General features: G+C 36.1%; 13 protein-coding genes. 10 read left to right on the forward strand and 3 right to left on the reverse strand.

Annotation, left to right across the window (positions count from 1 at the left end; translation table 11 throughout):
• Positions 1–7 precede the first annotated feature (7 nt).
• The 4 genes from RHP56_RS04295 (at position 8) to RHP56_RS04310 (ending at position 3,559) form a co-directional block, all read left to right on the forward strand.
• Positions 8–151, forward strand: coding sequence for a hypothetical protein (locus RHP56_RS04295; protein WP_004909504.1), 144 nt, complete (start codon positions 8–10; stop codon positions 149–151).
• A 96-nt stretch (positions 152–247) separates the two neighbouring features.
• A complete protein-coding gene (locus RHP56_RS04300; RefSeq protein ID WP_025268013.1) occupies positions 248–1,090 on the forward strand; it encodes an aldo/keto reductase in 843 nt (280 codons plus the stop codon).
• 53 nt (positions 1,091–1,143) lie between these two features.
• Complete coding sequence (locus RHP56_RS04305; protein WP_102753205.1) at positions 1,144–2,517, forward strand: sugar porter family MFS transporter; 1,374 nt, start codon at positions 1,144–1,146, stop codon at positions 2,515–2,517.
• A 22-nt stretch (positions 2,518–2,539) separates the two neighbouring features.
• Entirely contained in the window at positions 2,540–3,559 is a 1,020-nt protein-coding gene (locus RHP56_RS04310; RefSeq protein ID WP_102753204.1) for a polysaccharide pyruvyl transferase family protein, read from the forward strand.
• A 39-nt stretch (positions 3,560–3,598) separates the two neighbouring features.
• Here RHP56_RS04310 and RHP56_RS04315 read toward each other — a convergent pair whose 3' ends face one another.
• Both RHP56_RS04315 and RHP56_RS04320 read right to left on the reverse strand, forming a co-directional pair.
• Positions 3,599–4,219, reverse strand: coding sequence for a YczE/YyaS/YitT family protein (locus tag RHP56_RS04315; RefSeq protein ID WP_042253179.1), 621 nt, complete (start codon positions 4,217–4,219; stop codon positions 3,599–3,601).
• Complete coding sequence (locus RHP56_RS04320; RefSeq protein ID WP_102753203.1) at positions 4,209–5,180, reverse strand: LacI family DNA-binding transcriptional regulator; 972 nt, start codon at positions 5,178–5,180, stop codon at positions 4,209–4,211. Before RHP56_RS04320 ends, RHP56_RS04315 begins: the two co-directional genes overlap by 11 nt.
• Positions 5,181–5,331: 151 nt before the next feature.
• On the opposite strand from RHP56_RS04320, the gene RHP56_RS04325 reads away from it, so the two are divergent.
• The 6 genes from RHP56_RS04325 (at position 5,332) to RHP56_RS04350 (ending at position 12,824) form a co-directional block, all read left to right on the forward strand.
• On the forward strand, positions 5,332–6,813 hold the full coding sequence (locus tag RHP56_RS04325; protein ID WP_462794734.1) for a nucleoside hydrolase-like domain-containing protein: 1,482 nt from the start codon (positions 5,332–5,334) through the stop codon (positions 6,811–6,813).
• A 1-nt stretch (position 6,814) separates the two neighbouring features.
• On the forward strand, positions 6,815–8,014 hold the full coding sequence (locus RHP56_RS04330; protein ID WP_462794735.1) for an MFS transporter: 1,200 nt from the start codon (positions 6,815–6,817) through the stop codon (positions 8,012–8,014).
• 154 nt (positions 8,015–8,168) lie between these two features.
• Positions 8,169–10,394 carry a beta-glucosidase gene (locus tag RHP56_RS04335; protein ID WP_462794736.1) on the forward strand — a complete coding sequence of 742 codons (2,226 nt, stop codon included), beginning with the start codon at positions 8,169–8,171 and terminating at the stop codon, positions 10,392–10,394.
• A gap of 140 nt (positions 10,395–10,534) precedes the next feature.
• A complete protein-coding gene (locus RHP56_RS04340; RefSeq protein WP_004164145.1) occupies positions 10,535–11,077 on the forward strand; it encodes an NADPH-dependent FMN reductase in 543 nt (180 codons plus the stop codon).
• A 110-nt stretch (positions 11,078–11,187) separates the two neighbouring features.
• On the forward strand, positions 11,188–11,835 hold the full coding sequence (locus tag RHP56_RS04345; RefSeq protein WP_011679642.1) for a YcjF family protein: 648 nt from the start codon (positions 11,188–11,190) through the stop codon (positions 11,833–11,835).
• Between the two features lie 113 nt (positions 11,836–11,948).
• A complete protein-coding gene (locus RHP56_RS04350; RefSeq protein WP_102753199.1) occupies positions 11,949–12,824 on the forward strand; it encodes a CPBP family intramembrane glutamic endopeptidase in 876 nt (291 codons plus the stop codon).
• Between the two features lie 28 nt (positions 12,825–12,852).
• Here RHP56_RS04350 and RHP56_RS04355 read toward each other — a convergent pair whose 3' ends face one another.
• Entirely contained in the window at positions 12,853–13,374 is a 522-nt protein-coding gene (locus RHP56_RS04355) for a 2'-5' RNA ligase family protein (RefSeq protein ID WP_102753198.1), read from the reverse strand.
• Between the last annotated feature and the right edge of the window lie 70 nt (positions 13,375–13,444).

A 13,444-nucleotide genomic window follows, 5' to 3' on the forward strand; every position in this document is an offset into this window, starting at 1 on the left:
ACTTATCATGACAGAAAACAAAAATAAAGACCAAAATAAAGAAGAGCAGGTTAAGGATCAAAAGGAAAAGATTGATCCTGAGTCAACTGCCGAAAACACTAATCTTTATGAACATGATCCAAAAAACGCTGATTATAAAAAAGCTGATTAAGGATTATATCAGTATTGCTACTAAAGCTTAAATTTGTTAGTTAACAAGTTAGGCTTTTTTATAAACCCTTTTGCAGTAGAATAGGAGACATTTTTAATGAGTTTGAATGAGTTATATGAACTAAATGATGGGCATCAGTTACCAAAAATTGGCTTGGGAACCTTTCAGATTCGAGGTTATCAAGGCGTTGACCAGATTTTAAATGCTATACAAATCGGTTACCGATTGCTTGATACGTCTACAAATTATGACAGTGAAGGTGCGGTTGGAGAAGCTATTCGTCGTTCAGGTATCCCACGCTCGCAATTTTATGTAACAACAAAACTTCCTGGTAAATATCATCATTTCGACGATGCTCTGAAAATCATTGAAGAATCATTGCTTCGTTTAGGATTAGACTATTTGGATCTTTATTTGATTCATTGGCCACTTCCTAAACGAGACAATTATGTGGAGGCTTGGCAAGCATTAATTGAGGCACAAAGGCGTGGACTAGTTCGTTCAATTGGTGTGTCCAACTTTGAAAAGGAACATCTGGATAAGATTATTTCAGCAACGGGGGTCACACCGGCTGTTAACCAAAATGAAATTCATCCATATTGGCCGCAGGAATCATTGGTGTCTACTAATCAAGAGTATGGTATCGTAACTGAGGCTTGGAGCCCATTAGGCCGAGGCAGTAGCGAATTAACAGAACCGTTAATTTTAAAATTAGCCGAAAAATATGATAAAAATGCGGGTCAAATTATTTTGAGATGGCATATACAACGTGGTATTTTACCAGTTGCTAAAGCTACCACTCCTCAGCATCAGCGACGTAACTTAGATATCTTTGACTTTACACTGACAGAGACTGAGGTTAGCCAAATATCTGATTTGGAACGTAAAGATGGGCGTGTGGATGACCAAGATCCAAAAGAATACGAAGAATTTGTTTAAGTGATTTATGGTTTTCTCACTTTTAAAATTTTTACAAAGGAATATTGAAAAGTATGAAAACTAAATCAAAAAAAGTTAAGCTGAATTTTCTGCATTACTGTGTTTACGTTATATCATTAGGCGGATTTTTATTTGGCTATGATACTGGTGTGATTAACGGTGCACTGGCGTTCATGAGCCGTCCGGACCAACTGAATTTGACACCGACCTTACAAGGCGTTGTGTCCAGTTCATTGGTTATTGGTGCTTGTTTTGGGGCGCTGGGATGTGGTCGAGTTGCTGATAAAATTGGTCGCCGTAAAACGCTACGAATCATTGCAATCGTATTTACAATAGCTACGGTGCTTTGCGCTGTTGCCATGAACTTTTGGCTTATGTCACTTTTTCGATTTGTATTAGGTTTAGCAGTTGGTGCTGCATCAAGTTTGTCACCAATGTATTTAGCAGAAATTTCACCGGAAAATTTAAGAAGCGCCAATGTCAACAAAAACGCTATTTTTATTGTACTTGGTCAGTTATGTGCTTTCATTGTAAATGCAATATTAGGCAACATCTGGGGCCATTGGGGTCCAATTTGGCGTGTTATGGTGATTTCTGGTGCGGTTCCATCAATTATTCTGTGGGTAAACTCGTTTCGTATCAGCGGTAGTCCGCAATGGTTACTTTTAAAGCATCGTTTTAACCGAGCTCGAAAAATATTTCGTCGATTGGGATTTAAAAATACTAACCAGCTTATCAAATCTCAAAGTGATCAATCTAGTGAGCAAAACGATAATGAATTTAATTGGTCAATAGCATTAAAAAACAAAAAATTGTTTTATTTGTTAGTGACAGGAATTGTGATTGCTCTGATTCAGCAAATCTCAGGTGTAAACACCGTGATGTATTACGGTACAATTTTACTTGAAAAAGTTGGTATGGGTGAAAGTGGCTCCTTGTACGCCAATGTGTTAATTGGTGTCGTTTCTGTTATTGCTAGTATATTTGGTACTCGAATGATAGAACATGCCAATCATCATCGCATGTTGATTATTGGCCTGATTGGTAACGTTGTTTTTATGGCGCTACTTGGAACTATTATGAAATCTAGTGTTTTTTCTCAAGGAATAACTAATGCTTCGGTGCTTGTCAGTTTAACGTTGTTTTTGGCTAATCATCAAGGTATTGTAAGTCCTGTAACATGGCTCTTGTTAGCCGAAATGTTTCCTGGAAAGGTTAAGGCGCAATTTATGTCCGTGGCTACAGCAACAACTTGGATAACCAACTTCGTCATTAGTTTAATCTATCCCCAGTTAGTTGCTATTCTTGGAACAGCATTGGTATTTTTCGTTTTTGCTATGTCAAATGGATTAAGTATTGTGTTAGCAAGTCTGTTTGTCAATAGTAAAAAAATGGCAAAGGCTTATGATACAGCTAGTCTATCATAGCCCCCAAAAAGGAGTGTAGTTAATGGCTAATTTTTACATTGATACGACAGAAGTCGTTCATGAAATTCCACAAAATGATCGTCCAAAATTTTATATGTTTGGTGTACCACGTTATACAAATATGGGTGATCAGGCAGTATCATTGGCTGAAAGAAAATATATTGAGAACGAATTTCCAAACTATCAGTATATTGAAATTATTGAGGAAGACGGTGATGAGGCGATACCTGTTGTCCAAGAGAATTTGCGTAAAGATGATGTTATTGCGTTTACTGGTGGTGGCAATATGGGTAATTTGTATCACAACCACGAAGAGGAAAGGCGTAAAGTCTTTTCGACATTTGTTGACAACCTTACGATCTCATTTCCCCAATCAATTCATTTTGAGGATAATGAGGATGGTGAGATTGAAAAAAGAAAAAGTCAGGAAGCCTATAGCAAGAACCCAAATCTTGTTCTTGTAGCTCGCGACGCACAAAGCTTTCATCGTATGCTTACGACTTTTGACAATAAAGTTATTTTCACGCCGGACATGGTATTATACATGAATTCGGTGGACTGGAAATTTGAACGTAATGGGGCTTTGTTTGTTTTGCGTCATGATTCAGAGAAGGTTGTCAAACAAACCACCATTGATAAAATAAAAGAAATACTCGGTGGGGACAGACCAGTGGAACGTGTTGATACCGTATTAGATGAACCAAAAGAGATTACGCCGATCACACGTGACACTTTGTTTGAGCAACAGCTGGAGTTGTTTTCACACCAAGAAATTATTATCACAGACCGTTGGCATGCTATGGTTTTCTCTGTCCTCACTGGGACACCATGCTTGCTTTTTGGAAATAGTTATGGAAAAGGGAAGCACGCGTACTTTGATTGGTTAGAGCATGTGAATTGGATTGATTACACAGATGAAACCGATATCGATCGAATTGAAAGTAGTTTAAAGGAACTGATGAATCAGGAACGTCATGATTATAATGTGAAAAAAGACTTCCAACAACTCCATGACATTATTGAAGAAAATATATCTAAATAGGAAAAGACATAACTTGCGTTATGTCTTTTTCTATTCATTTTAATTTTTTATAAAGAATATTTTGTGTGTTAAATCAACAATAGGACCTTGCAAAAATAGTGAAGCTACAAGTCCAATACCAACCCCAAACCATTGGTCATTAATATAAAAAGCTAGAACCAGAATGGACAAAGGAAGCATATAAGCGATGAGTTGTGCTTTAGTTGCATTTCCATGTGTATATTTGAATCGTAATGTGAACATCAATTCATCGTTTGGATGCAAGATTAAGTTTGCCTGCTGGTACATGGCAACTGCTATAGCAATCGTTGTAATTGCTAAAAGATTAAAGATTAGTTTAACATACAAGTTACTTGTTAAAAGAAATGAGTCGTTTAAGCATGTAACAATCCAATCAACTAAGTAACTAAACGGAAACATGAACAAAAAATTTCCGATAATTCGACGGAAATTAATTTCACGCGCCAGCAGAGAATTCAGCAACAATACGAAAACACCAAAGCTGACCAAAGCTGTACCGAGAGATATGTCAAAAGTTGCTGCCAATCCTTGACCAGCAGCAGTCCATGGATTAGCACCAAGATTTGTAGTGATTGCCACGGCATTACCAAGTGCGTTTAATAAAAGTGAAAATACTAATAGATAAAGTCTACTTTTCATTTTTGTCACCTTCAACAAAGTTTGTATCTACTGTTACATGAACAGGGACTTTGTATTCTTTTAAAATTAAATCAATTGCCATGTCTACCATGACAGACACATTTACTGAAACTGTTTTAATTGGGATCGGTGATTGAGATAAGGTTCTGATATTATCGAAACCAAAGAGTGCTTTCACGTTATGTGTCAATTTTTTTTCGGCTACAATCTGTGCAATTTTCAAAGCTAAATAATCGTTCTCAGCTACTATAGTTGTGTTATTTTGTAGCGTATTGATAATAAGTTGTTGCTCAGAAGTTGTTGTTTCTGAAAAACTAAAACTATCCATTTTAATTTCCGTTAAATTGAAATCTTTCGTCTGGGCTGAATATTTAAAGGCAGTGTTGCGTTCCTGAAAATTAGGAATAGCTGGTAATCCGTGAACGTATAAAACGGTCTCCTTTGGAGAAATCTGATGGACAATGCTTCGAACACCCTCTTTATTATTAATAACTACCGAACTATGAGAATTTTCAATAGACGGATTGTCCAAAATAACTATGTTTGCATGCACCTTGTTTAGCAATAACACATCATCTGATGTTAAAAATGTGCCTAGTATTACAACGCCATAGATATTTGTCTGTTGCCAAGTTGAAAAGGGATCTTGATCTAGCTTAGAAACAGTCTGAAGTGAGAGGTTATAACCTTTTAAATACGACTTTGTTTTGAAAGCATCGATAATGGATTGAAAAAAAGGGAGACGTTGAAAATAATCCAATGATTGCGCGTGATCATTAGTAACTAAAAGAAAAACAATAGTATCTTTTTTTATTTTTCGTCGAGGAACATAATTCAATTCTTCAGCAATCTTTAAAATTTGATTGCGTGTTGCTTGGCTGATTCCAGGCTTATCATTTAGGGCGAAAGATACTGCTGCTTTTGAAACACCAGCTATTTTCGCTATTTTTTCCATATTCATAACATTTCCTCTAACATTATCATACACTCGTTAACCTTTGTTTAGTCATATAAGTTCATTTTGTTAAGTTGTTTAGTTTTTTTTATGTAGTCATTTAGTGTTAGTATAACAATATAGAAAGCGCTTTCAAAATATTGGAAAGGTTTATGATATGATTAAACAACTTAACGAAAAAGCACGGACCATAATTACTACTGATGGCGAAGTAGATGATATGAATTCTTTTTTGCGGTATTTGTTATACAGTAATGAATTTGATACAGAGGGTATCATATTGACGAGCTCAGTATATCATTACGCGGGCGATGATGAAAAAGGGATTAAGCCAGAACGTTGGACTGGAGAAAAGTGGATTCCGTATCTAATTTCAGAGTATGGAAAAGTTTATGATCATTTAAAAGTCCATGGTGAGGGGTATCCAACACCTGAATACTTACAAAGTATCTACCATGTTGGTAATATCAGTTTCAAAGGTGAATATGAACAAGAAACAGATGGTTCAAGGTTTCTAGAAAACTATTTACTAGAAGATACAGATGAACGTCCGTTATATATTCAAACTTGGGGTGGAACCAATACAACGGCTCGTGCATTGAGATCAATAGAGGAAAAATATGGGCACAGTCTAGAATGGTCCACTATAAAAAAACGTATTGAAGAAAAAGTGGTTATTTATATAATTCTTGATCAGGATGACACCTATAGTGAATACATCGCAAAAAAATGGCATATTAAAGTTATTAATGATAAATTCAATTTTTGGTATTTTGCTTATCTTTGGAAATATACCAACTACAATTTAACCCGTAAATTGAACCACGATTGGCAAAAAAAATTGGTTAATAATTTTGGTTCATTCTTGGCAAACTATGCTTTGATAGGTGATGGACGCGTTATAGATGGTGAGAATGAGGATGAGCAACGAGGAATTGATTCATATTTAGAAAAAAATCCCGAATACGAGCGTTTTGATTTTATTTCGGAAGGGGACTCACCATCGTTTTTCTATTTAATTAACAATGGCTTGAGAAATAGTTCTGATCCAACCTTTGGGGGTTGGGGTGGCCGATTTGTTGAAAAATCATCAACGCTCTATACTAACGAAGCATTGGACTTTAATCCATATACGAAGCGTTATGAAGCTGCATATACTTTAACACGATGGTTTGATGATATTCAAGATGACTTTATTGCACGTGCTGCATGGAGTGCTACAGATGATTTCGATAAGGTGTCGCATTATCCAATTGTTGACATAGATATGAACTTAGAAAGGGATGTAAAGCCAGGAGAAAGAGTTGAATATACAGTTTATGCTAAAGATTTGAACGGACGTAAGCTATATTATAAATGGTGGATTTATGATGAAGCCTCTACCTATAACGCTCACGAACATTTGGAAGCAAAGCAGGAAGATATTGAGGGGTTTTTAATTGGCTATAATGCTGAACCATTGGCTGATAGTTATCACAAAATTCGTATAAAGAATGAAAACCAACCAACCGTTAGCATTGATGTGCCAAAAGATATTTCTGATGGTCAAACGATTCATGTGATTTTGGAAGTTAAAAATGATGGTGAGCATCCTCTAAAAACGTATCGTCGCATCATTTTAACAGCAAAGGAAAACTAAAATGATTAAAGATAAATATTCATCAAATATGTTTAAACTAGCATTCTTATCAATTTCATTATTATTGACTTCAACTGCGTCAATTTCAATTACAATTCCAAAAATGCAACAAACATTTGCCAATCAAAGTGCAACTGCTGTTGAAGCGTTAGTTACGGCATCTAATATTACGGTTATGATTTTCGTGCTACTGAGCCCTTTTATTGTAAGAGTTTTTGGAACTAGAAAAACAGTTTTAACTGGCTTATTCTTGGCAGGAGTTTCAGGTGTAGTGCCTATGTTCTCTGATAACTATTTTCTTGTATATATTTCTCGATTGGTTTTAGGTGCTGGCTTGGGAATGTTTAACTCATTAGCTGTCAGTTTGATTAATGACTTTTGGAGTGGAGATACACGCAATAAAATGCTAGGTTTTCAAAGTGCTGTTCAAAGTGTAGGTCAAACTGTAACAACATTTATTGCAGGAATTTTGGTTAATTACAATTGGCATTATTCGTATAGTATTTACTTCTTAGCATTAGTTTCGTTCATTCTGTTTTTGGTTTATGTACCAGATACGACTACTAAGGATGACTTAGTCACAAATGAAGTGGTTGAAAAACCTAAACAAAGTATTAATAGTTATGTTTTGTTTTCATCGTTTGGTTTGCTGATCTCGTTTGCGTTATTAATGGCTGTATTCCTAAAGTCAGCTGGATTTGTTGTTGAAGAAAAATTTGAAAATGCTTCGTTTATTGGAACGGCATTATCAGTCTATACTTTGGTCGGATTTTTAGGTAGTTTGCTCTATGGCTATATTGTGAAAATAACGAAGCAATATACTTTCTCATTGAGTTATGCGATTATTGGCATATCTTTCTTGATAGTTGCACTAGCACCTAACATGTTCGTCATTACTCTGGGTATGGCTATTGGTGGTATTGGCGGATCGGTATTTCTACCGATAGCATTTGGTACAATCTTGGAAAAAGCGCCAGCAAATTCAGGAAATTTGGCGATTTCTATCGCTATGGTTGGTACAAACTTAGGTACCTATTTATCGCCATATTTGCTAGCAACATTAGGTAATTTATTTGGTAACAATACTTCTAAATTCTCAATCATTATTGCAGGCGTATTAATGCTTGTGTTAGCTGTATTTTATTTCTTCATAAGGAACATATGTAAGCAAGCTAATGAGGTGGGAGAACTACAAAATTAGCTTTCAAAATGATTGCTAATAGTGAATTAATGCGTTAGTTACTAATAGCTAATTCATATTTCTACCATGGTATTGAGTTTGGTGTATTCTATAGTTAGAAACAATGAATTGACTTTATTGGCAGCAGTATATTAGATAACAAGGAGTTGAAAGAATGAGCACAGAATTTAATTTATCCTTTGTACAAGGGCTAACCGTTCGTGAAAAAGCAGAATTAGTAACGGGGAAAGATTTCTGGTTTACCGCGGAAAATATTGAAAATGATATACCAAAAATCATGGTAACAGATGGTCCTTCAGGATTGCGAAAACAAGCAAGTAGTGCAGACGCACTAGGCTTGAATCAAAGTGTGGAAGCCATTGCTTTTCCAAGTTCAGCTTTGATGGCTAGTTCATTTAATGTGGACATGCTTTATCAATTAGGTCAAAATCTTGGAACAGCATCTAGAGCTGAAAATGTGTCAGTTTTATTGGGGCCAGGTATTAATATTAAGCGTTCTCCATTGGCAGGAAGAAATTTTGAATATTTTTCCGAAGATCCATATCTAACTGGAGAACTAGGAAGCGCTTATGTGAAGGGCGTGCAATCGCAAGGTGTTGGCGTGAGTGTCAAGCACTTTGCAGCCAATAATCGAGAAGATCAACGTTTTACCTCGTCCTCGAATGTTGATGAACGTGCTTTACGTGAGATATACTTGCTGGCTTTTGAAAAGATTGTCAAAGAGGCACATCCAGCAACGTTAATGTGCTCTTACAACGCGATTAATGGTGTGCTCAATTCTCAAAATTATCGTTTGTTAACCGAAATACTGCGTAATGAATGGGGATATACTGGCGTCGTTATGTCAGATTGGGGAGCAGTAGCCGATAATATTGCTTCGCTAAAAGCAGGTTTAGACTTAGAAATGCCTGGAAATGGTGCATATTCGATTGATAGAATTGTATCTGCTGTCCAAAATGGTCAGCTAGAAGAATCAAAATTGGATATCTCAGTATTACGCGTACTGGCGTTGGTTGAAAAGTTCCGTGTTAGCGAAGATGATAGTACGGATTATGATAAGAATAATCAACATGAGTTTGCTCGAAAAGCAGCAGAGGATAGCATTGCTTTACTAAAAAACGATGACGATGTTTTACCAATTAAACAAACTGAAAAAATTGCATTAATTGGTGAACTAGCCCAGAATCCAAGATACCAAGGTGGCGGTAGTTCACATGTAAATGCATACAAAGTTGTTACGCCACATGAGGTTGCACGCAACAGTGATTACAATGTTACTTATACTGCAGGGTATAGCCTATCTGAAGAAAAAGGTAATTTAGATTTAGAACAGCAAGCAGAATCTATTGCTGAGTTGAGTGACAAAATCATTTTCTTTGCTGGTGTCCCAGAACAAGATGAGTCAGAAGGATTTGACAAAAAAACCATTGATTTGCCGGAAAATCAAGTCAATTTGATTCAAAAGCTATCAGCAATTAATCCTAATATAATTGTTGTTCTTCAAAATGGATCAGCGGTTGCAACACCTTGGAGAAATAAGGTAAAAGCAATTGTAGAAACTTATTTAGCCGGCGAAGCTGTCGGTGAGGCGACATGGAATATTCTTACTGGTCAAACAAATCCGTCAGGTAAATTAGCAGAAACTTTTCCTGAAAAAATTGAAGACACACCGGCATACGGTACGTTCAATGCTAGTGTAGATGAAGAAAATTACCATGAAGGAATATTTGTTGGTTATCGGCATTATGATTTAAAGAGGAAAGAGGTTGCGTTTCCATTTGGACATGGATTAAGCTATACAGATTTTAAGTATGACGATTTGGAAATAGTAGCTAATACGAAAAAGCATGTCACGGGTAAAATCAAAATAACCAATGTGGGCTCAATATATGGCAAAGAAACAGCTCAAATCTATATTCAAAATCTAGAAAGCCGTGTTGAGAAACCTCGTCAAGAATTAAAAGCATTTGTTAAAGTCGGACTCAATCCAGGAGAAAGTAAAACTGTCGAATTTTTCTTAGATCGGAGAAGTTTTGCTTGGTATAACGTGAAAAAAAGTATCTGGCAAGTTGATCAAGGTGACTATAATCTAAAAATAGGTAGTTCTTCGCGCGATATTAGATTAGAAAAAACGGTTTCTTTAGAAATGGGCACGACAAATAATCGTCCGATCAGCGGAGACACTTATATTAGCGAAATCATTAACCGAGATGGTTTACATGAATCACTCGTGGCGTCTGGTTTACAAACAGCGATTGAAAGTATTAGTGCGTCTGATAGTAATCGAGAGCTAATGGAAAACTTGCCACTGCGGGCAATTATTATGATCGGAGCAAATGTAGATCAAGTGAACAAGTTCATTGAACTAGCAAATAATTAATCTACTCGTTTGTAAATTTCGTTGAAAATGGTTACTCAAAGATGGCTTGGTTAGTGTACAAACAGATATAAATAGATGCTTGCAAACTACTCAATTTCATTGTATACTTACTTTTAGTAATTAGAAAGAAGGTCACATAAATGACAAAATATGGTGTTGTTGTTGGTTCGATTCGTGAAAACTCATTTTCAAAGGGAGTAGCTGATGCACTTGTTGCTGGTCTGCCTGAAGATGCTGAGGTAAATTACTTAAATATCAGTAACTTACCCCTTTACAATCAAGATTTCGATGCTGATTCGCCTGAAGAATATACAAAGTTCCGCGCGGCAGTTGCTGAGCAAGATGCATTTATCTTTGTCACACCTGAGCATAACCGAAGCATTTCAGCAGCTTTGAAAAATGCCTTAGATGTTGCTTCTCGACCTTGGGGTGAAAACGCATGGGCTGGCAAACCAGCGCTAGTCGCTTCACAGTCAGTTTCTGGTATTTCTGGTGTATTGGCTCATCACGTGCTACGTCAATCTTTGGTATTCTTGGATATGCCAACTTTACAACAACCAGAATTGTATATTGGCAATGTTCAAAACTTAGCCGATGAAAATGGTCATATTACTAACACAGATACGCAAAATTTCCTTGCAAATGCAGCAAAGCAATTTGTTACATTCGCACAAAAGTTTTAATTATGAATCAAAAAAACCTGACTTTAGAAATAAATCAGGTTTTTTTATGCGCCTTTAAATGCGATTAAAATTAAAATGAGGGTATAATAAAGATAGAGGACTTAAATAATATGGATAAAAACCAGTTTAAAAAGGGAAACGATGATCCAGTCTCAGAAGACAAAGAATTCAATTCATTTTTTTCTGAAGTACTGCAACGATTTCCTGACAAAACCTCAAAGATTATACAGAATTCATATGAAAAATCGAAATCCAGGGCGGACAAGATATTTTTTAAAAGTCGATCGAATCTTGATCAAGTTTTTGATACCTTTTTGACGGGAGTTGATCAACAAACAGCTCAGAAGTGTCATCGAATTATTCACGCTGCATCATTGAGTGCTGCAATTGTGGGCTGCTCGCCAATTCCGTTCTCAGATGCGTTTTTACTAGTACCAATTCAACTAACTATGATGTCACGATTGCATAAATTGTTTGGGCAATCATGGTCAGAAGGTTTAGGTAAAAGTTTATCTAAGGAACTGGTAGTTGTAGGTCTTGGTCGTAGCGCAGTGGGGAATATTATTAAATTTATACCAGCTGTGGGAACTGTATCCGGTGCTGTAATCAATGCTTCCGTAGCTGTTTCAATCACCGAGGCTTTGGGATGGGTGACAGTGAAAATGTTAAATGATGGTGAGGACATATTTGAACAAGCTATGTCATTTCGAGGGCAGTTTGAAATCCTCTTTAAAGCACTTAGAAAAGCGAAAAAATAATTTTAAAAAGCATATCTCATGAGGATATGCTTTTTTATAATTATTTGACATTAATTAAGAAACATTATAAACTATTTTGGTTACGTATTAATTGCTAGGGGGAAGCATTGAACATGGGGAAATTAAAAATAGTTTTAAAGTATTTGGTATATGCATTTTTACTCAGTTTTGTATTGGATATCGGCGGATTTTTTAGCGGAATATATGCTGAGCGTAGCGGTTTATCCGAGGAATGGCTTGAAAATAGTCAGGTAGCCATAGTTTTCATGTTGATTAGTCAAATTACTTTACCAATTTTTTTGATGTTTCAATATAAAAGTCGGAAAAATGATCTTAGAATTATAATGCCCTTTGCTAAAGATAAAAAGGCATACAGATATTTGATAGGGTACGCTGCAGGGGCAATATTCTTTGTACTAACTTGGATAATAGCAGTTGCTTTTGGAGGATTTCAAGTCATTAACATTTGGCATATAGGTAATGTGCTGTGGCTCGTTCTCTTTCTTTTAGGTTTTTGTATTCAAGGCATGGGCGAAGAAATATTAGTTAGAGGCTATTTGTTAGGTAAATTAAGTCAACATTTAAGCCATGCTTCAGCTATTATAATTAGCTCGCTTTTTTTCGCTGCGCTACATTTGGCAAACCCAGGAATAACTAGAGTAGCTTTCTTAGAACTATTTTTGTTTGGTGCTATCATGGCTATGATTCGAATTGAAACCGAAGATTTGTGGGTGGTGGGTGCCTTTCATGGTGCGTGGAACTTTTTTCAAGGGCCAATTCTTGGTGTTGCAGTTTCTGGTACCAACAGCGGTGCGCTAATTTTCAAATCAATTCCAACACAAGCTTATGAATGGTTAAATGGTGGGCGTTTTGGCATCGAAGGGAGTGTAATGAGCCTAACGTTACATGTTGCGTTATTTGGTGTAATCGCAGTTTGGATTAAACTAAACAAGAACGAATCGAAAATTGTTTGCGAATATACTAAATAATTTCTTTTTATGTTGACCTAATGGTTGATTATTTTTTTGGTCTAGATAGGGTAATTTGGAAAAATTCGTCTGAATCGTCATTATCTAGGATATGTTCGATTGAAACGGTGTCGATTTCAGCATGGATTTGCAGTTGTTTTGAGTTTAGCACTTTTAAGGTTGATAACATTGCTTGCTGATTGTGTATCTGTCCCACTGTGATATGGGGTGTATATGGAAATTCAGGGCGTAGAAAGGGTGAGAACAAAGGGGATTGATATAAAACATCATGCATCTTTTGAATGACCGAACACCCCTCGTCAACAGGTAGCCAAAGATAACTTTTCTCATCAGACGAAAAATTTTCAAAGGTCACGTTGAAAGCCGAGAATGGTTTTAAAATCGTTTGAATATTTTGGATAATGACTTCGTCTGTAGCCTCACTTTCAAATGGAAACACAAGAGTTATGTGTGGACGAATATGTGGATATAAGGGATCAAGTTCGCGCCTAATATTTTGGATTGTTGTTATTTCTGAAAGTTTAGGAAATATTAAAATAGAACGTAACATAAACCTTGCCTCCTTAAATAAATTTAACTTGTGTTTGTAGTATATCAAAATTTAATGTACACAGTCTTCA

It is taken from the genome of Leuconostoc sp. C5, from assembly GCF_056530425.1.